The sequence below is a fragment of the Micromonospora sp. DT178 genome, assembly GCF_049841695.1.
Taxonomy (GTDB): domain Bacteria; phylum Actinomycetota; class Actinomycetes; order Mycobacteriales; family Micromonosporaceae; genus Micromonospora.
The window spans coordinates 165,349-190,308 of sequence record NZ_JBNCKV010000008.1 but is presented as its reverse complement, the minus strand read 5'-3'; the positions used below and the strand labels follow the sequence as shown (position 1 = coordinate 190,308).

The window sequence follows — 24,960 nt, the reverse complement described above, 5'->3', positions numbered from 1 at the left end:
CGACCATGACAAGCGACGAGCAGGTGAAAGCCAGCCACCGCAACACCCCGACGAGCGACGCGTTCCGCGCTTTCATCGCCTCCGGTTGGGCCAGTCCGGATGCGGCACCTGTCCCGCGGGCGGAGGTCGCCGACCACGCGGCCCGCCGCCGGGCGGCCTTGTCACGGCGGTTCCCGGGCGAGCGCCTCATCATCCCCGCCGGCGGCCTCAAGGTGCGCAGCAACGACACCGACTACACCTTCCGGCCGCACACGGCCTTCGCCTGGCTGACCGGGCTCGGGTTCGACACCGAGCCCGACAGCGTCCTGGTGCTGGACCCCACGCCCGACGGCCACGAGGCGATCCTGTTCTTCCGGCCGCTCGCGCCGCGCGACAGCGAGGAGTTCTTCGCGGACTCCCGGTTCGGCGAGTTCTGGGTCGGGCCCCGCCCGACGATGCGCGAGATCGAGCAGCGGCTGGGCATCGGCACCCGGCACATCGACTCGCTCCCGGACGTCCTGGCCAAGGACGCCGGCGCGACCGTGGTGCGCGTCGTGCGGGGGGCCGACGGCGAGCTCGCCCGGCTCGTCGACGAGACCCGGGCCCAGGCGGAGACGCCCGCGTCGGTGACGCAGCAGCACGAGGCGGACGAGGAGCTGGCCCGCCACCTCTCGGGGATGCGCCTGCTCAAGGACGAGTGGGAGGTGGGCGAGATGCGCAAGGCGATCGCCGCCACCCACCGGGGCTTCGAGGCCATCATCGCCGGGCTGCCCGAGGCCGTCGGCAAGGAGCGCGGCGAGCGGTGGGTCGAGGGCCTCTTCGGCCTGTACGCCCGCCACGACGGCAACGGCATCGGCTACGAGACCATCTGCGCGTCCGGCGACCACGCCAACACCATCCACTGGACGAAGAACACCGGGCCGGTCCGCGAGGGCGACCTCATCCTGGTGGACGCCGGTGTCGAGGTCGACTCCCTCTACACCGCCGACATCACGCGCACCCTCCCGGTGACCGGTCGCTTCACCGACGTGCAGCGCAAGATCTACGAGGCGGTCCTGGAGGCGCAGGAGGCCGGCCTGGCGGCGGTGAAGCCGGGCAACAAGTTCAGCGACATCCACGCCGCCGCGAACGTGGTCATCGCCCGACGGCTGTACGAGTGGGGACTGCTGCCGGAGGGGGTGACCCTCGAGCAGACCCTGGACCGCGAGAGCGGCGGCTGGCACCGGCGGTGGATGGTCCACGGCACGTCCCACCACCTCGGCATGGACGTGCACGACTGCCAGATGCTGCTGCGGCAGGACTACATGGACGGCGAGCTGAAGCCCGGGATGATCCTCACCGTCGAGCCCGGCCTGTACTTCAAGGCCGACGACCTGTTGGCGCCGGCGGAGTTCCGTGGCATCGGCGTCCGTATCGAGGACAACGTGCTGGTCACCGAGGACGGCCACGAGAACCTGTCGTCGGCCATGCCGCGTACCGCCGACGACGTCGAGGCCTGGATCGACCGGGTGCGCTCCGGCGCGGGTGCCTGAGCGCCCCGCGACGTGTGGGCCGGCACGCGCGGGCGCTGAGCGCCCGGCCGTGCCGGCCCCTCCGGCCGGCGCGCACCGCTAGTTCACGGCCTGGCCGACGGTCCAGAAGAAGTTGATCAGCGTGATCGCCGCTCCGCACAGGATCGCGGCACCGCACGAGACCAGCACCCCGGTCTTGCCACGGGACGCGAGATGAGGGTTGCTGCTGTTGGCTCCGAACCGTCCGCGATCGCAGACGGCGGCCCCATCGGGACGGGGCGATGCGACGGAGTTCGGGAATGGCCGCGCCGTACAATCACAGTGAGGGCGAAGCGCCAGGCCGAGATTCCGGCACCGGTGTGGAGGGTCAGGATGTTCGGTTCGAAGAAGAAGCTTAACGATCTGATGGCGCAGCTCAGGCCCGACCTGAGTCGGGAATCGCTCGGCGTCGGGCCCGACTTCCCGGGCGTCGCCCCGAACCCGCTCCTGAGCAGTGATGCACGGAAGCGCAATGCGGAACTGCGTACGGGGGCGCTTGCGCTCGGTGTTCTCGTCGACTGGCGCGAGGTCAACAGCAATCCACGCGTGGTCCTGATGTTCGACGTGGAGACCGCCGACGGCGTCTCGTTCCGCGGTATCGCAGACGAAGACCTCACGATCACCGAGCTCACCCGACTCGCCCCAGGACAGACGTTGCCCGTGCGCTACCGGCCGGCCGTCATGGACCACTACGTCGCCCTTGCCCGGGACGCGGACCCCGCCCACGTGCAGCAGCTCTCTGACGAGATCGCGAGCCGCAAGCGGACCTGACCCGAAGCCATTGGCCGGATCCCTAGGCGGTGTCTTCAAAGGATCCTGGTGTCGGCTGATGTAGCGCGTGGGTCGTCGTTACGGGTTGTCTGACGTCGAGTGGGAAGCCCTGTCGAGGTACCTACCGTCGGCGGTGACCGGCGGTCGACCACGGGTCGATGATCGGCAGGGTTCAGGGTTCGAGTACCTGGCGGCCCCAAAGGAGCTGATCGAGAACTAGTATCCGATGCCGTGACGGAGATCATCGAGAGGGTTCTCATCGACGGCGACGCCGAACAGGTGGACGGGTACCTCGGCAACTTCAGGAACACCGCTGTGATCGACTGGCGGGCGGACGACACCGAAGTCGTCTGGGACTTCGGCCGATTCCTCGACGAGGGCGACGAACTGGGATCGGAGCACGCCGACGATGGGCTCACCATCACCTACAACGGGATCTCCCACCAAGTGACGCTGCCGGGGACGTTGGCCAACCGGTACGAGACGATCCGTGCCGTCATCCGGATCCTCGCTCCGAAGTACGACGCGCGACTCGTCCGCGACTCGTACTACTCGGACACACACGTGTTCCTCGTACGCCATGCGGCCTGGTGGGCCGAGTTGGACCGCCACCACCCGGAGCGCGCGGCCGAGCTGTTCCAGCCGGTGACGGCGGAACTGGACTTTCCCTAGCTTCAAAGGTTCACAGCCATTGCAGTAGCGCGGCGATGGTGATGGTGGCCTGGTGCGAGGTAGCGGTCTTGTCGTAGCGGGTGGCGACGCTGCGGCACTGCTTGAGCCTGTTGAAGCAGCGCTCTATCCACGCTTTGTCAGACACGCCCTGGCCCGCCGGGCACCGCGATCCGGTGCCCGGCAGGCGGCGGTACGGGCGCGACCGCCCGCACCCGGCCGGTGGCGGCGCTCAGCCGCCGTGGAAGGTGCAGCCGATCCTCGCGCCGCCGGCCATGCTGACCACCCCGACCCCCGGGTCGGTGCTGCCACGGACGAGGCAGCCGGCGTATCCGTCCTCGTCCACGACGTCGCGGTCGGCCAGGTAGACCCCCCAGTTGAGGTAGAGGTCCTGCACGCCGCCCGCGCCGTCGGGAAACGGTTCGGCGGCGGGCCGGACCCGGCGTTGCAGCACGAACGGGCCGTCCAGCGCGGAGTCGAGCCGGGACCGCCACTCGGCGGCGTCCACCGTCCAGCCGGCGAGCACGCCGTTGCCCCCGTGCAGCAGCGTCGGCTTCAGGACCAGCTCGTCGCGCCGGGCGCGGGCGTAGGCGAGCAGGTCGACCTCGGCCCCCTCGGGATCGGTGCCGCGCGGGCGTACGTGCCGGGTCCACGGCAGGATCCGGTCGAGGCAGGCCAGCTCGTCGGCGTCGAACAGGCCCCGGTGCCGGTCGTCGGAGAGCATGGCCAGGGTGCCCTTGTTGCCGTAGAGCTCGGCGTCCAGGCGGCTGAACAGGCCGACCTTCTCCTGCTCCGCGGAGACCAGCAGCGGCTCCACCTGGGCCTCCACCGCCGGGTCCGCCAGGTCCTCGGGCAGGAAGTAGCGCAGGACGACGTCGACGGCGCGGCCCGCCACGGTCGGCCGGCCCTGCGGGTACGTGAACTGGCCGAGGTGGCAGCCGATCCCCTCGATCCCGTACCCGGCGAGCAGCTCGGCGAGCACCTCCAGCCGGCCGCCCACGATCGGGTAGTTCTCCGTCGTGTCCACCACGGCGACGACGGGCGGTCGGTCCGCGGGGATCATCGCGGCGCACTCGGCGTACATCGTCCGCACGATGCAGCCCAGCGTGTCCCGGTACCGGAGCCGGTGCCGGTCCACGAACTCCCGCAGCGGCGGGTACGCCAGCATCGCCCGGTTGATTTCGGCACACTCGAAGCCGCCGAGGGCGCTGGTGAGGTTGAACTCGAGTAGGCGGAAGCCCGAGCCGTCGTGGTAGAGGTCGGCGCGGCCCAGCGGGACGAGCGACCCGGCGCGGGCGCCGCGCGTGATCAGCGCCGTCTGCCGGGGATCCATGCCGACGGCCTCGGCCAGCGCGGTGAGGTCCCCGTCGAACACCCGCTCCGGCAGGGCACGCAGCAGGTCGTAGACCGTGCGGAGGTCCCGGGCGACGGCCCGGCACTCGCTCTCCGCCAGGAAGGCGGGGCCGCTCATGAACCGGTCCCGGTACGGCTCGAGGATGACCGAGTCCAGGGCGGCGGCGGTCGGGTGGTCCGTCGACGCGCTCCGGGCGAGGTGCTCGGCGTACGCGCGGCCCAGTGGCGACCTGCTCACTGCGGGCGGCCGGGTGGTCGTCATGGTGTGTCCTTTCGGGGCGGGTGGCGCGTCCGGTTCGGGGCCGGGCGGGGCCGGCAGGGGGTGCGGCGGTGATGGTCGTCCGTCGCCGGTCGAGCTTCGCCGGCGGGCGGCGGACCACAAATTTCGTCTCCCCTTTCGAGCTGCCGATCCACCGCCGTCGACAATTCGACCGGACCGTCCGAAAATGCCAGCACGGTGGGGCTGACGAAGATAGTCGCAAATGGTCGTGCCGGCGTCGACGGCGCAGTGCCGTCGGTGCCGTCACACCCCAGCGTGGAGTGTCGTGAGAGTGACCCAACAGCCAGGTTCACTCGGCGCGACCATCTGATAGCTTCGATGCCGGCGGAGCGCTGCGGCTGACGTGGAGCGCAACGGCCGCATTGGTTGTCGTGCTTGTAGACGGGGGCTTCTTCGGATATTACGTCGAGACTTCTGAGATCAAGCTATATGTCCGATTGTTGTTCGACGAAGCGGCAATTCCGAGCGAACGGAATCCGCCGGACGACTCCCGGTCACGACGTGTCCCGACATGCGCCCGGCGCACCCGTCTCCCGACGACTCACCGGCCGCGACGCCCGCGAGGGCGGTCGCGCCGCAGTGGGCGTCGCGCGGGTCGTCCGGGCACCCGCAAACACGGGAGACGGCACGGCTGGGCGACGACGCCCGGCACGCCGACCCCGCGCACCCGGCCCCCGTGGTGCCGCACGAGGTTCCGTCCGGGACGCCGTGCACATCGACTGGTGAGGACGACCTACTTGAGAACCTACGACCCGAGCCATCCGATCCGTACCCGCCGATCCCTCGCCCGGTGGTCGCGGACCGGCCGGCTCCGGCGCCCTGGAGGCACGCCTTGAGTCTCACCGCGGACGTGACCGACGCCGAGGTCCGCGTCGTCGAACCCGCCACCGTGGCCGTCATCGGCACCGGGGCGATCGGTCAGGACCTGATCAGCAAGATCCACCGTTCCTCCCTGCTGGACTGCCGGCTGGTGGCCGGGCGCAATCCGGACTCGGCGGGCCTGCGGCACGCCGAGCGGTTCGGCTACCCCGTCAGCGCCGCCGGGATCGACGCCGTGCTGGCGGCGGGGGACGCGTTCGACGTCGTGTTCGACGCCACCAACGCGGCGTCGCACCTGCGCCACTGGTCGCTGCTGGAGCCGCTCGGCACGCTGGTGGTCGACCTGACACCCAGCAGGGCGGGCCGGATGGTGGTGCCGACCGTGACCGGGGTGGAGGCGACGACCGGGCGCAACATCAACCTGATCAGCTGCGGCGGTCAGGCGTCCATCCCGGTCGCGCACGCGCTCGCCGCCCGCTTCCCGGTGAGCTACATCGAGGTCGTCTCGACGGTGGCCAGCGACGTCGCGGGCCGCGGCACGCGGTTGAACCTCGACGAGTACGTGGCGACCACCCGGCACGCCGTCACGACGTTCTCCGGCGTACCCGACGTCAAGGCGATCCTCAACATCAGCCCGGCGGTGCCGCCGGCGACGTTCCGGACGGCCGTGCACGCGCGGATTCCCGGCGCCGACGTCGCCGCGGTGCGTGCGGCGGTGGACCCGGTGGCCGAGCAGGTGCGGTCGTTCGCCCCCGGCTACGCGGTGACCGCCTGCACCGTGGTCGACGACCGGGTGACGGTCGCCCTCCAGGTCACCGCCCACAGCGACGTGCTGCCCCGGTACGCCGGCAACCTCGACATCATCAACTCGGCCGCCATCCTGGTCGCCGAGCAGCACGCGGCCCGGCTGGGCCGGTCCGCCCGGACGGAGGCGGCCCGATGAGGAACGTCGTGATCCACGACCCGACGCTGCGCGACGGCCAGCACGCGGTCCGCCACCAGCTCGGGGCCCTCGCCCTGCGCCGGTACGCGGAGGCGGCGGACGCGGCGCGGATCCCGGTGGTCGAGGTCGGCCACGGCAACGGCCTCGGCGCGTCGTCCCTGCAGGTCGGGCAGGCGGCGGTCAGCGACGACGAGATGCTGTCGACGGTCCGGGAGGCGCTGCGGCACAGCCGGATGGGCGTGTTCATGCTGCCGGGTTGGGGCACCTCCGACGACCTGCGGCGCGCGATCGGCCACGGCGCCGACGTCGTCCGCATCGGTGTGCACGCCACCGAGACGTCGTTGGCCGAGCGCCACCTGGACGTGCTGCGCGAGGCCGGCGCCGAGGCGCACTGCGTGCTGATGATGAGCCACATGGCGTCCCCCGGCGAACTGGCCGAGCACGCCGCGCAGGCCGTCGCGTACGGCGCGCAGGCGGTCGGGATCATGGACTCGGCGGGCCACTTCCTGCCCGCCGACGTCACCGCGCGGATCGGTGCGATCGCCGCGGCGGTCGACACGCCGGTGATCTTCCACGGCCACGACAACCTCGGCATGGCCGTCGCCAACTCGGTGGCCGCGGCGCAGGCCGGCGCCCTGATCATCGACGGTTGCGCGCGCGGCTTCGGCGCCGGGGCGGGCAACACCCAGCTCGAGGTGCTCGTCCCGGTGCTGGAGCGCAGCGGGTTCGCGACCGGCATCGACCTGTACGCGCTCCTCGACGCCGCCGACCTCGCGGAACGCGAACTCATGCCCGCGCCGCCGGTGACCGCCTCGATGTCCATCGTGAGCGGCCTGGCCGGGGTGTTCTCCGGGTTCAAGCACCGGGTGGTCGAGCTGTCCGGCCGCGCCGGCGTCGACGCGCGTGACGTGTTCTTCGAACTCGGCAGGCGGCAGGCCATCGCTGGCCAGGAGGACCTGATCGTGGACGTGGTGGCGGAGCTGAGCGCCCGTAGGGTCACCACGTGACCGGCCGCGCACCGCGGCCCCCAGCAGTGAGGAAAGGCGACATGGGAGTTTCGGACGCAGTGTCCAACGCGAACGGGTCGGCGGGTGTCCCCGTGGCCCGCATGACGTTCGACGAGTTCATGGCCGTCGGTCCCGGCGGCCTGTTCAAGGCCGACGTGCCCGTGGTGATCGCGCTGCCGGGCGACGTGCAGGGGCTCGGCCGCGACGGCGTGGCGAGTCGGCTGGCCGACATGACCGTCACCCTGTTCACCGAGCCGGGCGACAAGAACCACCCGGGGCGCTGGGAGACCCGCGACATCAAGCTGCGCGACTTCTTCGCCGACGAGCGCCACCTGACCACCCCGGGCACGTGGCACCGGGTGGTGTCGAACATCCGCAACAGCCCGGCCGACGTGAACGCCGTCATCGGCTTCGACGCGGACAAGTTCTTCGGCTACGGTGACACGCTGTACGCGGCGAACCTGTGGATCAGCCACCGCGGTGTGTTCACCAAGAACCACTTCGACGAGTTCGAGAACTTCAACATCGCGCTGGAGGGCCGCAAGCGGTTCATCATCGCCCCGCCCGGTTCCCGCGAGTACTACCCGCGCTCGGTGCTGCGCGGGTTCGGGGACAAGTCCCAGGTCTTCGACCTGGACAACGTGGACCTGGCGCGCTACCCGAGGGTGGCGCCCAAGCTCGCCCAGCGCCGTGACTTCGTCCTCGAACCGGGCCACATGCTCTACCTGCCGCTCGGCTGGTGGCACCAGGCCGAGTCGCTGGACGAGATGAATATCAACGTCAATTTCTGGCTGAAGTCGAAGAAGATCCTCCGCAGGCCGCACGCGCTCGGCGTCGCGCTGTACACGTACGCCTACCGGAGGGTCAAGGGTGTCTACAGCTACAAGCCCACCGAGGTGAACTCCTGATGAGCGAGCGCAAGACCATCACCCCCACCCACCGCTACCGCAACAACGACAAGCTCATCGGTGTGGGGAACACCTTCTGGAACCTCTCCGAGGAGCACGGGGTCGCCGGCATCGTCGGCGACCTCTCCGACGGCGTGTTCCGGATGGCCGACGGCCACGAGTTCGTCAACTTCACCGTCTGCTCCTACCTGGACCTGGACACCCACCCCAAGGTGATCGACGGGGCCGTCGACGCGCTGCGTCGATTCGGCGTGCTGGACCACTGCATCCCGCGTACCCGCGTGCAGACGTCGGTGCTGCTGGAGCTGGAGGAGTCGCTGGGCGAGCTGTTCGACGCCATGGTGATCAGCGCGATCTCCACGGCGGCGGCCAGCACCGGCCTGCTGCCGCTGATCGCGTCTGGGCACCTCGGCAACGGCACCCGCCCGCTGATGGTCTTCGACAAGAACGCCCACGTGTCGATGGCCAACGCCAAGCCGAACTGCGCCGACGAGACCGAGGTCGTCACCTGCCGCCACCACGACCTCGACTACCTCGAGGACATGTGCCGCACCTACGAGCGCGTCTGCTACGTCGTGGACGGCTCGGACAGCCTCGGCGGCTACGCGCCTGTCGAGGAACTGGCCGTGTTGCAGGACAAGTACAACATGCTGGTCTTCTACGACGACTCGCACTCGCTGTCGGCGTACGGCGAGCGCGGCATCGGCTACGTCCGCTCGCACTGCCCGGTGCGCGACGACCGGACCATCACCGTCGCGACCCTGAGCAAGGGCTTCGGGGCGGGCGGCACGGCAATCCTGCTGGACGGCTTCCCCAAGGAGACGCGGCGGATCATCGAACGCTTCGCCGGGCCCCTGGGCTACTCGCAGAAGATGAACGCCGCCGCGGTGGGCGCCGCGCTCGCCTCGGCCGAGATCCACCGCACCGAGGAACTCACCCGGTTGCAGGGGCGGCTGCGGTCCAACATCGCGCTGTTCGACTCGCTGCTCGCCACCGAACAGTCCGGCAGCACGTACCCGATCCGGGTGGTGCCGATGAGCGACGAGACCGTCGTCGAGGCGGCCCAGCGGGTCTTCGCGGCCGGGTTCTACACCTCGCCGGTGTTCTTCCCGATCGTCGCGCGCGGCACCGCCGGCCTGCGGGTCATGCTGCGCGCGGGCCAGACCGAGGAACAGATCACCCGGCTGTGCTCCGTGCTCGTCGACGCGGGCGCCCGCCCGGCCGCGCGACCCGAGCCGGTGACCCGGTGACCGGCGCCGCGCGGGCGATCCCGCGCAGCATCCTCTACACCCCGGCGCTGTCGCTGGACCGGGTCGTGAAGGCGTGGTCCTACGACGCGGACGTCCACCTGATCGACCTGGAGGACTCCGTACCGGCGGCCGAGAAGCCGGCCGCGCGCACCGTGTGCCGGGCCGCCCTGGAGAAGGCGCCACGGCCGGAGAACGTCGCGGTACGCATCAACGAGCTGGGCAGCGTCGCGGCGGTGCAGGACCTGGTGGCGCTCACGGAGGGCTCGGTGCGGCCCGGCATCGTCATGATGACGATGGTGACCTCGGCGGCCGAGGTGGCCCTGCTGCGGCGGATCCTGGCCTCCGCCGACGCGCATCCGGAGATCTACGTGACCGTGGAGACCGTGGAGGCGGTCGCGGAGATCGACGCGATCGCCGCGGCCAGTGACGGGCTGGTCCTCGGCTCGGCCGACCTGGCCGCGACGCTCGGGGTCGAGATCACCTGGGAGGCCATGCTCGCCGCCCGGCAGGCGATGGCGCTGGCCTGCGCGCGGCACGGCACCGCCTGCATCGACACCGCCAACTTCCGGCTCGCCGAGCCGGCCGTCCTGGCGCAGGAGACCGCCCGGGTGCGGGCGCTCGGCTTCCACGGCAAGGCGACGGTGCACCCGGGCGAGCTCGACGAGATCAACCGGGTGCTGCGCCCCCAGGCGGACGACCTGCGCCTGGCGCGCCGGGTGGCCGAGGCCGTACGGGCGGCCAACGGCGGGATCGCGGTGCTGGACGGCAACATGGTCGGCCCGCCGTTCGCCCGGATGGCCCGCGCCACGGTGTCCCGCGAGGACGCCTGGGCCGTCCGGTTCGGCACCGAGGGAGCTGCCGGATGACCGGGCCGGTGACGGTCGGCGCCGCGCAGATGGCGGGTACGCCCCAGCTGGTGCGGGTGATCGACGCGCTGGGCGAGATGTTCGCGGACCTGGCCGCCGGCCGGACCGACTCCCCGGCGCGCACCGTCATCGAACACGGCCCCCAGCGGGTCCTGCTGGTCAGCCCCGCGGTCTGGGAGCGGCGCGGGGTGGGCAGTGTCAAGATCACCACGCTCACCCCCGACAACCCGGGGCGCGGGCTGCCGCTGATCCACGGGATCGTCGCGCTGACGGACCTGACCACCGGGCAGATCACGGCCCTGCTCGACGGCGCGGAGCTGACCGCCGTCCGCACCGGTGCGGTCGCCGCCCTGGCGACCCGCTGGTGCGCCCCCGAGGACGCCGAGGACCTCGCGGTCATCGGGGCGGGGGTGCAGGCGCGGTCACTGGTGCGCGCGGTGGCGGCGGTGCGCCGGATCCGTACCGTCCGGGTGTTCTCGCGGACCCGCAACCGGGCGGAGCAGTTCGCCGACTGGGTGGGCGACGTCGTGCCCCACCCGGTGCAGGCGAGCGTCTGCGACAGCGCCAAGGCCGCCGTCGCCGACGCGGCGATCATCTGCACGGCGACCTCCACCAGCGACAACACGCCGCTGGTGGAAGCGGACTGGGTGGCGCCCGGCGCCCACGTCAACGTCATCGGCGGCACCCACCCCGACGCGATCGAACTCGACCCCGCCCTGCTGGCCGACGCCGTGGCGGTCGTCGAGGACCGGACCGCGGCGCTGGAGGGCGCCGGCGAGATGCGCGCCGCCCTGGCCGCCGGCCTGATCGGCGTGGACGACCTGCACGAGCTGGGCGCGCTGGTCACCGGCGCTGTGCGCGTCGGCGCGCGGACGTCGGTCCTGCGTACGGTCGGGATGGCCATCGAGGACACCGCCGCCGCGGTGGCGCTGCACGAGGGGGCGGCGCCCGGGGGGTAGGTCAGGAGGAGCTCTCCCGGCAGCGGACCATGAAGGAACGCTCGAAGACGATGACCGTCTCGCCGGTGGACTTCGTGCCCGTCGTCTCCACCGTGACGATGCCCTGGCCGGGCCGGGACCGGCTCAGGCGCTTGTCGAGGATGCGGCTGGTGGCGTACAGCGTGTCCCCGACGAAGACCGGCTCCCGCAGGCGGACCTTGTCCCAGCCGAGGTTCGCCACGGCCCGCGCCGACAGGGCCTGCACGGTCATGCCGCCGATCAGGCACAGGGTGATCCCGCTGTTGACGAGCACCCGCCCGTACTCGCTGCCCGCGCCGTAGTGCTCGTCGAAGTGCAGCGGGTGCTGGTTCATGGTGAGCAGGGTCAGCCAGGTGTTGTCCGTCTCGGAGATGGTGCGGCCCGGCCAGTGCCGGATCACCATGCCGGGCTCGAAGTCCTCGTAGTCCCCGCCGTGCTCTTCGCGGTACTCGTTGCCCTGGACGTGACGCAAGGTCATCGGCAGTTCTCCCGTTTCGCGTGTGGACGAGCCGGCGCGGTCCCCGTCGAACGTGAATGTTAGTCTATGTCGATCATCGTTTCGGAGACACCGGCCCGCGCGAGCACGCTCCGGCGGCCGGCCCGACGTGCAACTCCGGGGAGCGTCAGATGACCGTGCGCGAGCATGTCGGCACTGCGGGACCGGCCGGGCACCCGTGGTTCGGCACGCACCGTCTGGCGCCGGCCGCGCCTGCCGAGACGATCCGCGGGATGCTCCGCCACGAGCTGCGGGACACGGGCTGGCCCTACCAGCGGCTACTGCCCGCGGCGCCGATCGCCATCCCGCGCGCGTCCTACGCCGAGATCTTCCGGGCGGCCGCCGCGCTGGTCGACCTGCTCCGCCGCACCGCCCTCGAAACGGCCCCCACCACGCAGGGCCGGCTGGCGGCCTACCGCATGCCGCAGAGCGAGGACCAGCTCTGGGTGCGAGACCCGTTCGTCGAGGAACGCTACCCGGACTGCGTCGTGCGACCCGACGTCGTCATCGGGCCGGACGGGCCGCAGTTCCTGGAGTTCAACGTCAGCGGCGCGCTCGGCGGCGTGGTGGAGACGCACTCCCGCCTCGAGGTGTGGCGCAAGCTCCACGCCGACGCCGAGGGCAGGACCCCGTTCAGCTCCCCGGACCCGTTCGCCGTGCGCGCCGAGATGTACCGGTCGCTCTGCGCCGAGCTGGGCCTGGCGCCCAGGGTGGCCATCGTCGGCAGCGCCCGGGTCTACGGCGTGCAGAGCCGCTACTTCCAGCTGGAGGCCGACTACCTCAACAACCACGGCCTCACCGCCCGCTTCTTCGAGCCCGAGGAGCTGCCGGAGGCGTGGGACTGCCCGCCCCACCTGCGCTACCCGATCGGGCTGCGCAACTTCACCATCCCGGACTGGCTCGACGCCGGTCTCGACACCAGCTACGTGCAGGACGCGCTGGACAACGGCTGCCTGCTCGTGGGCACCCAGACGTCGACCTTCATGCACAGCAAGCTGACCATGGGCCTGCTGTCGGAGGGCCGGCCGTGGATGAGCGCGGCCGAGCGCAGCCTCGTCGACCGGTACGTGCCGTGGACGCGGATCGTCTCGGACCGCAGGACGGGGCGCGAGGGCCGCGAGGTCGAGCTGCTCCCGTTCGTCCTGGCGAACCGGGACCTGCTGGTGCTCAAGGCGGGCCTGGGCGAGAGCGGCAAGCAGGTGGTCATCGGCGGCGAGGTCGACCAGGCGACGTGGGAGTCCGCGGTCGCCGAGGCCGCCGCCGACGGCACCAGCGTGGTGCAGGACTTCGTGGCGCCACGCACGTGCCGGGTCGCGCTCGTCGCCGACGGCGCCGACGAACCCCACGACGCCGAGGTCGCCCCGGTGATCGGGCCGCTGCTGTTCGGCGGGCGGGCGGCGGGCCTGTTCTGCCGCTACTACGGCGACGGCTCCGCCGGGATCGTCAGCGCCCGGGGGCGCGACAGCGGCTCGGACAACTGCATGGTGGCGGTCTGACCACAGGGGAGTGCCGTCGTCCGCGAGCGGTCGCGACGATAGGGGTTCGCGGCACGAATGAGGTGTTGTCGCGGTGCGACCCCCGTGTCACGATCGCTGCCACCGAAAGCCCGTGCCGCGCGACCCCACGGTCGACGGCCGCCTGTCGGCCCGCCGCCGTCGAACCGAAGGGACCTGCCATGCCTGCCGATCCCGAGGTGTCCGGGCCGTCGGCCGGATGGGACCCCGACCGGGCGGTGCCCGCGCTGATCTGGGTGGCCGCGGGACGGCACGGTCACCGTACGGCCGTCGTCGGCGCGGACGCGACGCTGAGCTACACCGAGCTTCGCCACGCCGTCGCGGGTCTCGCCGACGTGCTGCGGCGCCACGGTGCGGCAGGCGCCCCGGTGGCCGTCCTGGCCCACCGCGGCGCCGCCCAGCTGGTGGCGTGCCTGGCCGCGCTGCACGCCGGGGCCGGCTACGCCTGCGTGGACGCCAACCAGCCCCGGGCCCGCGTCGAGAGCCAGTTGCGCGGCTGCGGGGCCGCCGTCGTGGTGACGGATCGCGACGACCCGCCGGTGTCCGGGCAGGTGGTGGTGCTCGCCGTCGACCTGGCCGGCTGGATCGACGCGGGGGCGGCGGCGGAGAGCGCCGGGGCGCCGTGCGGGCCGTCGCCGGTGGCGGGGGACCAGCTCGCCTACACCGTGTTCACGTCCGGCTCCACCGGCGTACCCAAGGTCGTCGAGATCCCCCACGCGGCCCTGGCCAACTACGCGGCCTTCGTCGCCCGGCTGGTCGAACCGGAACGGGCCGACGGCGGACAGCTTCGCTTCGCGTCAGTGACCAGCCTCGCGACGGACCTCGGGCACACCGCGGTCTACCCGGCGCTCACCGTTGGAGACGCGGTCCACCTGGTGCCCACCGGGACCGCGACGGATCCCGACGACTTCGCCGACTACCAGGACGAGCACCGCGTCGACGTCCTGAAGATCACCCCGTCGCACCTGGCGGCGCTGCTCGACGAGGCGGCGGAGCGGGTGCTGCCCCGCCGCCTGCTGATCGTCGGCGGCGAGGCGTGCCGCTGGGAGCTGGTGGACCAGGTCCGCGAGCTGTCGGACGTGCGGATGGTCAACCACTACGGCCCGACCGAGACCACCGTCGGCGCGCTCACCTTCGAGGTGCCGACCGACCCGGCGGCGCGCCCGGGCACCGCCACCGTGCCGATCGGCCGTCCGATCGACAACGCGCGGGTCGCCGTCGTCGACGCCGACCTCCGCCCGGTCGCGGCGGGCGTCGAGGGGGAGCTGCTGATCTTCGGCGCGGGGCTCGCCCTCGGCTACCGCGACGACGCCGGACTGACCGGCGAGCTGTTCCCCACCGGCCATCCCGACGGCCGGTGCTACCGCACCGGTGACCTGGTGACCCGCCACCCCGACGGACTGGTGGAGTTCCACGGCCGCCGGGACGGCCAGGTCAAGATCCGAGGCCACCGCGTCGAGCTGGGCGAGGTGGAACAGGCGGTACGCCGGTGCGCCGGGGTGCGCCGGGCGGCGGTGGTGCCGGTCGGCGGGACCGGCTCCGTCCCGCGCCTGGTCGCGTACGTCGTGCCGAGCGAGCCGCCCGGGCCGACGGCCCGCGAGCTGCGCGACCAGCTCCGCGAGACGCTGCCCGACTACCTGCTGCCCGGCGCCGTGGTGTGCCTCGACGAGCTGCCCCGGACGCCGAGCGGGAAGCTGGACGTGCGCGCGTTGCCGGCACCCGGCCGGCCCGGCGCGCGACGGTAGCTGCCGACCCGGCCGCCCCGGGTCGGCAGGACGGGTCGGCCGGAGGGCGCAGGCCCACGCGCGGCAGCCGCCGGCTTCAGTCGGCGTGCGGGTCGAGTCCGAGCGCGACCCGCCCGATGAACGGGTAGCCGTCCAGCGAGCCGAAGGGCTGCATGAAGCCGCCCGCGCGGGCGTCGCGGTAGAGCCGGGACAGGGGGTGCCGGCTGCTGAAGGACGCCCCGCCGCAGATCGTCATGGCCCGGTCGACCGTGCTCACCGCCGTGCGATTCGCCAGCAGCTTCGCGGTCTGCCAACCCCGTACGACGTCGCGGACGGCGGCCTCGGACTGCTCCGCCGGGTCGGCGGCGAACAGGGCGTCCACCAGGCGTCCGGAGCGCTCCAGCACCCCCCGGGTGGCCGCGAGGTCGAGCTCCATGGTGGCGATCTCCCGCTGCACGGACGGGTGGTGTGCCGGCGCCGCCCGCCCGGGCTGCCGGGGAACCCTGGTGGCGTGTTCCACCGCGATCTGGAAGGCCGCCTCGGCGATCCCCAGTGAGGCGCCCAGCAGGGGGAAGTTGATCGCGCAGGAGCGCGCCAGGTCCTCCGCCGTCGGCGGGCCGAACGGCTCGCCGACCGTGACCCGGTCGGCGGGGACGACACAGTCCTCCAGCAGGAGCCCGTGGCTGCCGGAGCCCCGCATGCCCAACGCGTCCCAGTCGCCCAGCACGGTCAGCCCGGGGGTGCCGGCCAGGACGACGGCCTCGGCGTGCCGCCACCCGCCGTCGGGATCGGCGACCCGGACCGCGACGTTGAACGAGTCCGCGACGGCCGAGTTGGTGACGAACGTCTTGCGTCCGGTGATGACGTACTCGTCGCCCTTGCGGACGGCCTCGGTGAGCGCGCCGTTCCACGTCGCGCCCGGTTCGGTGGACGCCCCGGCCATGATCAGGTCGGAGCCGCCCAACGCCTCCAGGATCGCGTCGAGCTGCGTCGCCCTGACCCGGTCGCCGTCCGCCTCGGCCCGCTCCCACCGGCGGACCTGCCCCCACACCGAGGCCATGTGCATGTTCGCGCAGATGGCCGTCGACCCGCAGCCCCGGGCCAGCCGGGAGACGGCGACCAACACGTCGTGCAGGGAGCGGACCCCCAGCCCGCCGTGCCGGGTCGGGGCGCACGCGGAGAGCACCCCGCTGTCGCGCAGGTCGGCGAAGTTGTCGGCGACGAACGTGTTGTCCCGGTCGTGCCGGCCGGCCCGTTCGGTGAGGGTGCCGACGTGGCCCTCGGCGAGGGAGACCAGCTCCCGGCCGGCGGCGGTCGTGGCGGTGAGTTCTCCGAACACCTACAGCATCCTCAGGATGGAGAGAAACTCCTCGGCCCGCTCGGCGTGGGGCTGCTGCGGGCCGTCGAAGCGGGCGCCGGTCTCCGTCGGCACCGGCGTCGGCAGCACCCTCGGGAACAGCGGACCCCCGATGGGATCACCGGGCCGCAGGCCGTGTTCCCACAGCAGCGGCAGGACCGCGTGCTGCGGCTGGAAGGTGACGCCGTCGCCCACCCACCGGGAGACGAACGCCCGACGCTGCCGCTCGGGGCCGGTGCCGGTGGCGCCGTGCAACGCGGCCGGGTGGAACAGCACGATGTCGCCGGGCGTGAGGTCCCAACTGAGGATTTCCTGGTCGGACACGTCCGGCACCGCCTCGAGTTCCTCGCGCCGGCCCAGGTGGGTGGCTCCCGGGGTGATCGGCACGTAGCGCCGGCCCCAGCGGTGCGAACCGCGCACCACCTGGAGCGCGGCGGTGTCGGGAGTGCACGGGTCGAGGGGAATCCACATCGCGCACACCTGGTCGCCCGCGATCGGCCAGGAGCTGACGTCCTCGTGGAACGGCGTCGGGGCACCCGATCCGGCCGGCTTGGCGAAGATCTGGTCGTAGAAGGCCGTGATCGCGGTGGAGCCGAACAGCTGCTGGGCGATGCGCGCGGCGGGGGAGAAGAACATGAAGTCGCGGAAGCCGTCGTGGGTCTTCCACATGAAGGCGTCCCCGGCGAAGCCGCCGCCGCCCAGCAACGCGGTCGCCTGCGCCAGCACGGTCGGGTTGGCGAGCAGGTACTCCACGCCTTCGGCGATCCGGCCGAGCCACTTGTCGTCGATCATGCCGGAGAGCCGGACCACGCCGTCGGTGTGGAAGGCGTCGATCTCGGCCTGGGTGAGGTCGCGCGGTGGCGCCTCGGGAGGGCTGATGTCCATGTGAGTGGTCTCCGTCAGGGAAGACGCCGCCAGTGGGCGCCGAAGAGGGTCTCCTCGTCCGGCAGGCTGGGCGGCAGGGGATGTGAGACGTAGGTGTAGTTGAGGAAGTCGCGCCAGGTCACGTTCTCCGACCGGGAGCAACCGCCCCAGCTGCCACTGGCGATGACCTGGGTGAACGGCATCCCGTTGTCGAAGCTGCCGCTGTTGCCCACGGCGGTCGACTGGTTGACCATGACCCGTCCGGCGCGGGCCCGCTCGGCCAGCCTGACCACCCGGTCGGGCCGCTCGGTGTGGATGCCGCAGCTGTGGCCCTGCCCGATCCGGCCCAGCAGCGCCTCCACCGCGACGAGCGCGTCGTCGAAGGCGTTGAACGTCGACACGGTGAAGACCGGCGCCAGCTTCTCGCCGAGCATCGGGTCGTCGAGCGCCGGGACACCGCCGGGCGCCAGGGGCGGCAGCTGGGCCACCAGGGCGGTGGTCTTGGTCGGCTCGGCCAGGTCGATCCCGGCGGCGGCGGCGAGCGCCGCGGCGGGTCGACCGACCGCGTCGCGGTTGAGTAGCCGCCCGTCCGGCCAGAGCAGCGTACGCAGCCGCGCCGTCTCGGCCGGGTCGCACAGGTGGGCGCCCTGCCGGGCCAGCTGGTCGCGGAAGGCGGCGGCGATCCCGGCGTCCACCAGCACGTTGCTCTCCGACGAGCAGGAGGTGCCGTTGTTGAAGCTGCCGCCGAGCACGATCAGCTCCGCCGCGGCGGCCACGTCCGCCGAGGCGTCCACGATCACCGCGGGGTTGCCGACGCCCGCGCTGATCGCCGGCGTGCCGCTGCGGTACGCCCGGCGCACCGTGCCGGGCCCGCCGGCGGCGATGACCAGGTCGGCGGCGGCCATCAGGGCCTCGGTGGTCTGCCGGTCGGTGACCGGCAGGCACTGGACGAGGTCCGCCGGGGCGCCGACCGTCTCCAGGGCCCCACGCAGCAGCTCGACGGTGCGGGCCGCGGAGTGCCGGGCCCGGGGGTTGGGGGTGATGACCACCGCGTTGCGGGTCTTGAGCATCGGCAGGGCGTTGCCGACCACCCCGGAGCAGGGTGCGGTGGCGGGGCTGGCCACGGCGATCACCCCGATCGGCTTGGCCAGCTTGCGCAGGCCCCGCTCCGGCAGCTCCTCGATGATCCCGCTGGTGACGACCCCGTGCAGGTCGCGCAGCGTGCCGAGGACCCGGCGCCGGTAGAGCGTGAACAGGTGCTCCGGGTCACCGAGGCTGGTCTCCCGGTACGCGAGGTCGGCCAGTGACCGGGCGATGTCCTCCTGGTAGGCCGCCCAGCCGAGGGCCGCGACCAGGTCGTCGACGCGGTCCTGCGGCCAGAACTCGACCTCCGCCTGGGCCCGACGGGCGCGGGCCATGGTGGTCTCGACGTCGGGCCGTTCCTCCCCGGTGGAGACGGCGGCGGCCGGCATCCCGTCCCGGCGGCTCGGGGCCGGTGCGTCCGGCGCCCCGGTGTGCGTCACGGCCGCGTCGGCCTCGCGGAGGTCACCGCTGGACACTGGCGTGCTCCCGGTCCGAGAGGTGCGCCGACCGCAGCCGGCCGATGGTCTCCTCCAGCATGTCGTCGGTGACGGTGAGGGAGAGCCGCAGGTAGCCCGGGGCGCCCATCACCGAGGCCGGCAGCACCAGGAGCCCGCGCTCCTCGAGTAGGGCCGCGTGTGCCCAGTCGTCCGCGTCCGGCACCCGGGCCAGCAGGTAGAACGTTCCCTCGCTCGGCTGGACCTCGTACCCGGTCTCGCGCAGGGCGTCGACCAGCAGGTCGCGGCGCTGCTCGATCGGCTTGACCTGCAGCGCGTGCTGTTCCAGCTCGGGCAGGGCGAACAGCAGCGAGTTGTTGGGGAACGCCCAGCCGGTGGTCAGGCGGGCCACGGTCAGGGCCCGGCGGAGCACCGCCGGGTCGGGCACGGTCGGCGGGATCGCCACGTAGCCGACGCGCTCCCCGGGCAGCAGCAGCGTCTTGGTGTAGGTGTGCACCAGGAACGTGAACGGGTAGTGCGTCGCCGGGCTGGGGCACGTCCGGCCGTCGAACACGATGCGCCGGTACGCCTCGTCGGAGAGCAGGTAGATCGGCCGGCCGTTGCGGACGGAGGCTTCCCGCAGCACCTCGGCGAGGGCGGCGAATTCCTCGTCGGTGTAGACGGCGCCGGTCGGGTTGTTGGGGCTGTTGACGATGACGGCACTGGTCCGGGGCGTGATCGCCGCCGCGATGAGTTCCGCGTCGAGTCGCCAGGAGCCGGGGGTCAGCGCCACCGGCCGGGGGAGCGCACCGACCGAGGCGATGATCGGCTCGTAGTAGAACCAGGCGGGGTCGAGGTAGATCACCTCGTCGCCCGGGTCGCAGACGCTGCGCAGGCAGATGGTCAGCCCCGCGAACGCCCCGTTGGTCAGGGCGACGTCGTCGGCGGTGAACGGCAGCGCGAGTTCCCGGCTCAGGGCGGCCGCCACCGACTCCTGGGCCGGCGGGTGGTCGCGGGTGTAGGCGAACCAGTCGGTGTGCTGCGGGCTCAGGTGCCGCTGCAGGACCTCGACCAGGGCCGGGGCGGGAAACTCGTGCGGATCGCCGAAGGCGAGGTCGATCACGCCCGGGCCGCCGCGCAGCCGCGAGTAGGAGGACTGCTCGAGGTAGGCCCCCAAGCGCCGTCCGTACGCGTCGGTCGCGTCGGTCATCTGCCGACTTATCCGGTGCTCCATCCTGCTCCGATCTCCACCCAGATCCGTGGCCGGCGGGGTCGCCGGGTTCACACCGTGGCGGGTTGTGCGGCGGGGACTCTTGCGGGCAGCTGACGCACGGACCGCGCGGAGAAGGTCGCGACGGTCACCAGACCGAGCACCCCGCCCGCGATGACCAGCGTCTGGGCGACGCCGATCCGGTCCGCGACCGGGCCGACGACGGCCAGGCAGAGCGGGCCGAGCACGAACGAGCCCATGGCGTCGTACGAGCTGATCCGCGACAGCGCCTCGTTGGGCACGTGGTTCTGCAGGGCGGTGTCCCACAGCACCTCGAAGATGTCGACGCAGACGCCGTTGACGAGCATCGAGGCCGCGATCAGCCAGACCGGCGCGCCGGCCGCGATCAGCGCGAACGGCGGGAGGAAACCGAAGGTCGCCAGCACGGCCACCCGCATCGGCCGGCGGGGGCGGATCCGCATCGCCACGAGGCTGCCGCCGACCAGCCCCACGGCCTGCGCGGTGACGATCACCGACCAGGCGGTGGCGCCGCCCAGCTGCTCCTTGGCGGTCAGCGGGCCGAGCACGTAGATCGCCGAGAAGCACCCGTTGACGAACGCGAACTGCACGACCACCAGCCAGACCCAGGACCGGGAGCTGAACTCCCGCCAGCCCTCCCGCAGGTCGGCGAGCATGGTGCCGGTGACGGCCCGGCCGGGGTGGGACACCCGGACGCCGGCCAGCAGCAGCGCCGAGCCGAGGAAGGTGGCCGCGGGTACCGCCAGCGCCCAGCCGGCGCCGAGGGCGGCCACGAGCACGCCGGCCAGGGCCGCGCCGCCGATGGTGGTGCTGTTGCGGGACAGCCGCAGCAGCGCGTTGGCCGACTGGAGCTGCTCCCGGGCCACCACCTGCGGCACCACGCCGCGGGAGGCCGGCAGGAAGAGCGCGGCGGCGGCGCCGTTGACGGCGGACAACGCGATCACGACCGGCAGCGAGGGCCGGCCGCTGACGAACACCACGGTCAGGACCGCCTGCGCGGCGAAGGCCAGCAGGTCGGAGCCCACCATCAGGCGGAAGCGGTTCATCCGGTCGGCGAGGACACCGCCGAACAGCAGCAGCGCGACCTGCGCCAGCGACCGGGCGGCGAGCACCAGACCGAGGTCGGTGGCGGAGCCGCCCGGCGCGTCGAGGACGGCGAAGGCCAGCGCCACCGGGATCACGGCGCTGCCCAGCAGCGACAGCGTGCGGGCCAGGAACAGCATCCGGTACGACCGGTCGGCCAGGATCCGGAGGTCGTCGCGCACCTGGCATCACCTCCGGTCGGCCGGTCGAACGGGTCGCGTGCCGGCGCACCGGCGGTGTCACGAGCGTGCCCATCATGTGGCAGGGAAACGGGTTGCCCAACCCCTAGGACTCTGAACAGATGTCGTGAATTGTGAGGTCAAACCCCTATAACGGTCCTGACGGCTGACTAAGTGCTCAGTCCGCCTGGTACAGATCGACGATCGGCACCCGCATCGGTGCGGCGCGCGCGCACGGCGGAGGCCCCGGAACGCGGACCGGATCACCGACGGACAACGGAGGACCAGTGGGACGGCAGGAGCATCCGGTCGCGAATGACGTCACGCAACGCGTGGCGCGGCTGTCCAGTTCGGCGCGGGCGCTGCTCGACGAACGGCTGCGCGCCAGCCGCTCCGATCCGGCACCCGGCAGCGCCACCATCCCCCGCCTGGCCGCCGCCGAGGCACCCCTGTCGTTCGCTCAGGAGCGGCTCTGGTTCATCGAGCGCCTGGAGGACGACGCCGTCCACCACAACGACGCCACGTTGCTGATCCTGACCGGCGAGCTGGACCAGGTCGCGCTGCGCCGCGGCATCGAGGAGGTCGTCCGCCGGCACGAGATCCTGCGTACCGCCTTCCGTCAGCTCGGCGAGCGGGTCGTGCAGGCCGTCACGCCGCCCGCCCCGCTGAGCATCGACGTGGTCGACCTGCCCGGCGCCACCGCGCGCCCCGACGACCCGGTCCTGCGGGCCGCCGTCGAGCGGGAGATGCGGGTTCCGCTCGACCTGGCCGCGGGCCAGAGCATGCGGGCGGTGCTCTACCGGATCGCCCCGGACGTGCACGTGCTCGGGGTCACCGTGCACCACCTCGTCTGCGACCTGTGGTCGTTCACCATCTTCTGCCGCGAGCTGGCCGCCACGTACGCCGCCTTCGCCTCCGGCGCCGCGACGGCGGACCTGCCCGAGCTGCCGATCCAGTACGCCGACTACGCCGCCTGGCAGCGCACCGCGGTCGGCGAGGAGCGGATGGCGGCGCACCTGCGCGAGCGGGTCGACGAACTCGCCGGCGTGCCACCCCTGCTCACCCTGCCCACCAAGGGCCCCCGGCCGGCCGTGCAGCAGTTCGTCGGCGCGTCCGAGTGGTTCCGCGTCGGCGCCGCCGACGCCGAGCGGATCCGCGCGCTCGGGCAGGGCCAGGGCGCCACCATGTTCATGACCCTGCTCGCCGCCTTCAGCGTGCTGCTCGCCCGGCACAGCGGCCAGCGGGACATGGTCGTCGCCAGCCCCATCGCCACCCGCGAGCAGGACGAGCTGGAGCACCTGATCGGCTGCTTCCTGAACATGATCGTGGTGCGGGCCGACCTGTCCGGCGAACCGACCTTCGCCGAGCTGGTGGCCCGGGTGAAGGCGGCCTCCCTCGACGCGTTCCGGCACCGCGACGTGCCGTTCGAACGCCTCGTCGCCGCGTTGCAGCCGGAACGCAGCCGCAGCCACCAGCCGCTCGCGCAGGTCGCCTTCGTGCTCCAGAACGTGCCCACCAGCCGGCTGGACCTGCCGCGGCTGCGGGTCGACGTCCACCAGATGGAGACCGGCCGGTCCCGGATGGACCTGTCGATGAGGATCACCGAGACGGCCGACGGGCTGGTCGGTGAGATCGAGTACGACACCGGCCTCTTCACCGCCGACGCGGTGCGCGACATGGCCCGGCAGTTCGAGCTGCTGCTCGTAGAGGCGGCGCGGGAGCCCGACACGAGCGTGTGGCGGCTGCCGCTGCTCGACGACGCGCAGCGCCGCCGGATCCTGCACGAGTGGAACGACACCGCCGCCGACCTCGGCCCCGAGGCGCTCGTCCACCGCCTCGTCGAGGCGCAGGCGCGGCGTACCCCGGACGCGGTCGCGGTCGTCGAAGGCAACGTCCGCACGACGTACCGCGAACTCGACGAACGGGCCAACCGCCTGGCGCACCACCTGCGCGACCTCGGTGTCGGCGTGGAGGATCCGGTGGCGGTGTGCCTGCCGCGCTGCACCGCCGAGGTGGTGGCGATCCTGGCGGTGCTCAAGGCCGGCGGCTACCACCTGCCGGTCAACCCGCGCGATCCGCAGGCCCGCCGGGACGCGCTGCTCGGACAGGTCCGCCCGGCGGTCGCGATCTCCGCCGGGGACCTGTGCGACGAGGTGTGGAGCCCCGGCCGGCGGATCATCGACCTGGACGGGGAGTCGTCGCTGACCGGCACGTGTCCCGCCACCGACCCCGCCGTGCCGCTGCACCCGGACAACCTCGCTTACACGCTGTTCACCTCCGGCTCCACGGGGCAGCCCAAGGGCGTGCAGGTCACCCACCGCGGGTTCACCAACCGGATGCTGTGGGCCCAGCGCAACTTCCCGCTCGGCCCGGACGACCGGGTGCTACGCAAGGCGGCCTGCACCTTCGACGTCTCGCTGGACGAGCTGTTCCGGGCCCTGTTCAACGGCGCGGCCAGCGTGCTGATGCCCGAGACGGCGACCTTCGACCCGCGCCGGCTGGCGGGGATCATCGCCCAGCACGGCGTGACCGACGCCGACTTCGCGCCGACCGCCCTGCGCGAGGTGCTGCTCAGCGCCGACGCCGCGGACCTGAAGTCGCTGCGGCGGATCGTCTCGGGCGTGGAGGAACTCACCCCCGAGACGCAACGGCTGGTCTTCGACCGACTCGACGTCACCATGTTCAACCTGTACGGCCCGACCGAGGTCTCGGTCTCCTGCACCGCCTGGCCGTGCGACCCCGCCGACGAGCGGCCGTTCGTCCCGATCGGCCGTCCGATGGCCAACGTCCGGGTGTACGTGCTGGACGAGGCGATGCAGCCCGTACCGCCGGGCGTGGCGGGGGAGGTGTACGTCGGCGGCGCCGGGCTGGCCCGGGGCTACCTCGACAACTCCGCCCTGACCGCGGAGCGGTTCCTGCCCGACCCGTTCGCCGGTACGCCCGGCGCCCGCGTCTACCGCACCGGCGACCTGGCCCGGTTCGGGCCGGACGGCGTCCTGGAGTTCCTCGGCCGGGGCGACGGGCAGCTGAACCTGCGCGGCTACCGCATCGAGCCGGGCGAGGTGGAGTCCGCGTTGCGCCGCCACCCGGCGGTCCGCGAGGCCGCCGTCGTCGTACGCCGGGACCCGCCCGGCAGGGACGCCCGGCTGGTCGGCTACGTCGTCGGCGACGACCTGCCGGGCACCGCGGACCTGCGCGCCCACCTGCGCCGGCGGCTGCCGGACTACCTGGTGCCGGCCGCCTTCGTCAGCCTGCCCCGGCTGCCGTTGACCAACCACGGCAAGCTCGACGTCGCGGCGCTGCCACCACCGGGCCAGGACGAGCCCGCCGCCCCGGGGGCCGACGGGCCGCGCGACGAGCGCGAGCGGGTGCTCCTGGACATCTGGTGCGACGTGCTCGGACGCGAGGGCATCGGCATCCACGACGACTTCTTCGACCTCGGTGGCGACTCCCTCACGGCCACCCGGATCGTGGCCCTGGCCGGCGCGAAGCTGGGGGCGGACGTCGAGGTGGCGGTGATCTTCGACGCGCCGACGGTCGCGGAGCTGGCCGCCCGGCTCGCGCCCGGCCAGCCGTGACCCCCGGTCGGACCCCTGTGCAGCGAG

Annotated in this window: 21 protein-coding genes; 12 read left to right on the top strand and 9 right to left on the bottom strand. The window is 72.6% G+C overall.

Features of this window, described 5'->3' with window-relative positions:
* The first annotated feature begins 5 nt into the window (after positions 1–5).
* A complete protein-coding gene (locus ACLQ22_RS17265) occupies positions 6–1,511 on the top strand; it encodes an aminopeptidase P family protein (RefSeq protein ID WP_425693189.1) in 1,506 nt (501 codons plus the stop codon).
* A gap of 78 nt (positions 1,512–1,589) precedes the next feature.
* Here ACLQ22_RS17265 and ACLQ22_RS17260 read toward each other — a convergent pair whose 3' ends face one another.
* Positions 1,590–1,829, bottom strand: coding sequence for a DUF6112 family protein (locus ACLQ22_RS17260; protein ID WP_425693314.1), 240 nt, complete (start codon positions 1,827–1,829; stop codon positions 1,590–1,592).
* 33 nt (positions 1,830–1,862) lie between these two features.
* Between ACLQ22_RS17260 and ACLQ22_RS17255 the strand changes: the two genes are divergently transcribed.
* Together ACLQ22_RS17255 and ACLQ22_RS17250 are read left to right on the top strand one after the other, a co-directional pair.
* Positions 1,863–2,300 (top strand): hypothetical protein, encoded by a 438-nt coding sequence (locus ACLQ22_RS17255; protein ID WP_425693319.1) that lies wholly within the window; start codon positions 1,863–1,865, stop codon positions 2,298–2,300.
* A 231-nt stretch (positions 2,301–2,531) separates the two neighbouring features.
* The gene (locus ACLQ22_RS17250) at positions 2,532–2,972 is read left to right on the top strand and encodes a hypothetical protein (protein WP_425693188.1); all 441 of its coding nucleotides are present in this window, start codon (positions 2,532–2,534) and stop codon (positions 2,970–2,972) included.
* A 10-nt stretch (positions 2,973–2,982) separates the two neighbouring features.
* Here ACLQ22_RS17250 and ACLQ22_RS17245 read toward each other — a convergent pair whose 3' ends face one another.
* Together ACLQ22_RS17245 and ACLQ22_RS17240 are read right to left on the bottom strand one after the other, a co-directional pair.
* Positions 2,983–3,117 (bottom strand): hypothetical protein, encoded by a 135-nt coding sequence (locus tag ACLQ22_RS17245; protein ID WP_425693187.1) that lies wholly within the window; start codon positions 3,115–3,117, stop codon positions 2,983–2,985.
* 84 nt (positions 3,118–3,201) lie between these two features.
* Positions 3,202–4,584: a hypothetical protein gene (locus tag ACLQ22_RS17240; RefSeq protein WP_425693186.1), complete on the bottom strand. Its 1,383-nt coding sequence runs from the start codon at positions 4,582–4,584 to the stop codon at positions 3,202–3,204.
* An 850-nt stretch (positions 4,585–5,434) separates the two neighbouring features.
* Here ACLQ22_RS17240 and ACLQ22_RS17235 point away from each other — a divergent pair.
* The 6 genes from ACLQ22_RS17235 to ACLQ22_RS17210 all read left to right on the top strand — a co-directional run bounded on the left by ACLQ22_RS17235 (position 5,435) and on the right by ACLQ22_RS17210 (position 11,354).
* Positions 5,435–6,364: an acetaldehyde dehydrogenase (acetylating) gene (locus ACLQ22_RS17235; RefSeq protein WP_425693185.1), complete on the top strand. Its 930-nt coding sequence runs from the start codon at positions 5,435–5,437 to the stop codon at positions 6,362–6,364.
* Positions 6,361–7,371, top strand: a complete 1,011-nt coding sequence (gene dmpG, locus ACLQ22_RS17230) for a 4-hydroxy-2-oxovalerate aldolase (RefSeq protein ID WP_425693184.1) — start codon at positions 6,361–6,363, stop codon at positions 7,369–7,371. The genes ACLQ22_RS17235 and dmpG overlap by 4 nt, the downstream gene beginning before the upstream one ends.
* A gap of 101 nt (positions 7,372–7,472) precedes the next feature.
* Positions 7,473–8,279 carry a cupin-like domain-containing protein gene (locus ACLQ22_RS17225; protein WP_425693313.1) on the top strand — a complete coding sequence of 269 codons (807 nt, stop codon included), beginning with the start codon at positions 7,473–7,475 and terminating at the stop codon, positions 8,277–8,279.
* Positions 8,279–9,529 carry an aminotransferase class I/II-fold pyridoxal phosphate-dependent enzyme gene (locus ACLQ22_RS17220; RefSeq protein WP_425693183.1) on the top strand — a complete coding sequence of 417 codons (1,251 nt, stop codon included), beginning with the start codon at positions 8,279–8,281 and terminating at the stop codon, positions 9,527–9,529. Before ACLQ22_RS17225 ends, ACLQ22_RS17220 begins: the two co-directional genes overlap by 1 nt.
* Complete coding sequence (locus ACLQ22_RS17215) at positions 9,526–10,395, top strand: HpcH/HpaI aldolase/citrate lyase family protein (RefSeq protein WP_425693182.1); 870 nt, start codon at positions 9,526–9,528, stop codon at positions 10,393–10,395. The genes ACLQ22_RS17220 and ACLQ22_RS17215 overlap by 4 nt, the downstream gene beginning before the upstream one ends.
* Positions 10,392–11,354 carry an ornithine cyclodeaminase family protein gene (locus ACLQ22_RS17210; RefSeq protein ID WP_425693181.1) on the top strand — a complete coding sequence of 321 codons (963 nt, stop codon included), beginning with the start codon at positions 10,392–10,394 and terminating at the stop codon, positions 11,352–11,354. The genes ACLQ22_RS17215 and ACLQ22_RS17210 overlap by 4 nt, the downstream gene beginning before the upstream one ends.
* 1 nt (position 11,355) lies before the next feature.
* Here ACLQ22_RS17210 and ACLQ22_RS17205 read toward each other — a convergent pair whose 3' ends face one another.
* Positions 11,356–11,850 (bottom strand): MaoC family dehydratase, encoded by a 495-nt coding sequence (locus ACLQ22_RS17205; protein ID WP_121398517.1) that lies wholly within the window; start codon positions 11,848–11,850, stop codon positions 11,356–11,358.
* Positions 11,851–11,999: 149 nt separating this feature from the next.
* On the opposite strand from ACLQ22_RS17205, the gene ACLQ22_RS17200 reads away from it, so the two are divergent.
* Positions 12,000–13,364: a hypothetical protein gene (locus ACLQ22_RS17200; protein WP_425693180.1), complete on the top strand. Its 1,365-nt coding sequence runs from the start codon at positions 12,000–12,002 to the stop codon at positions 13,362–13,364.
* Between the two features lie 179 nt (positions 13,365–13,543).
* Positions 13,544–15,127 carry an amino acid adenylation domain-containing protein gene (locus ACLQ22_RS17195; RefSeq protein ID WP_425693179.1) on the top strand — a complete coding sequence of 528 codons (1,584 nt, stop codon included), beginning with the start codon at positions 13,544–13,546 and terminating at the stop codon, positions 15,125–15,127.
* A gap of 76 nt (positions 15,128–15,203) precedes the next feature.
* On the opposite strand, the gene ACLQ22_RS17190 is transcribed toward ACLQ22_RS17195, so the two are convergent.
* The 5 genes from ACLQ22_RS17190 to ACLQ22_RS17170 form a co-directional block, all read right to left on the bottom strand.
* Positions 15,204–16,445: an acyl-CoA dehydrogenase family protein gene (locus ACLQ22_RS17190; RefSeq protein ID WP_425693178.1), complete on the bottom strand. Its 1,242-nt coding sequence runs from the start codon at positions 16,443–16,445 to the stop codon at positions 15,204–15,206.
* Complete coding sequence (locus ACLQ22_RS17185; RefSeq protein ID WP_121398513.1) at positions 16,446–17,348, bottom strand: phytanoyl-CoA dioxygenase family protein; 903 nt, start codon at positions 17,346–17,348, stop codon at positions 16,446–16,448.
* Between the two features lie 14 nt (positions 17,349–17,362).
* A complete protein-coding gene (locus ACLQ22_RS17180; protein WP_425693177.1) occupies positions 17,363–18,886 on the bottom strand; it encodes an aldehyde dehydrogenase family protein in 1,524 nt (507 codons plus the stop codon).
* Positions 18,873–20,054 (bottom strand): aminotransferase class I/II-fold pyridoxal phosphate-dependent enzyme, encoded by a 1,182-nt coding sequence (locus ACLQ22_RS17175; RefSeq protein WP_425693176.1) that lies wholly within the window; start codon positions 20,052–20,054, stop codon positions 18,873–18,875. Before ACLQ22_RS17175 ends, ACLQ22_RS17180 begins: the two co-directional genes overlap by 14 nt.
* A gap of 71 nt (positions 20,055–20,125) precedes the next feature.
* Positions 20,126–21,358, bottom strand: coding sequence for an MFS transporter (locus ACLQ22_RS17170; protein ID WP_366643956.1), 1,233 nt, complete (start codon positions 21,356–21,358; stop codon positions 20,126–20,128).
* Between the two features lie 284 nt (positions 21,359–21,642).
* On the opposite strand from ACLQ22_RS17170, the gene ACLQ22_RS17165 reads away from it, so the two are divergent.
* Entirely contained in the window at positions 21,643–24,933 is a 3,291-nt protein-coding gene (locus ACLQ22_RS17165; RefSeq protein ID WP_425693175.1) for a non-ribosomal peptide synthetase, read from the top strand.
* The last annotated feature ends 27 nt before the right edge of the window (positions 24,934–24,960 follow it).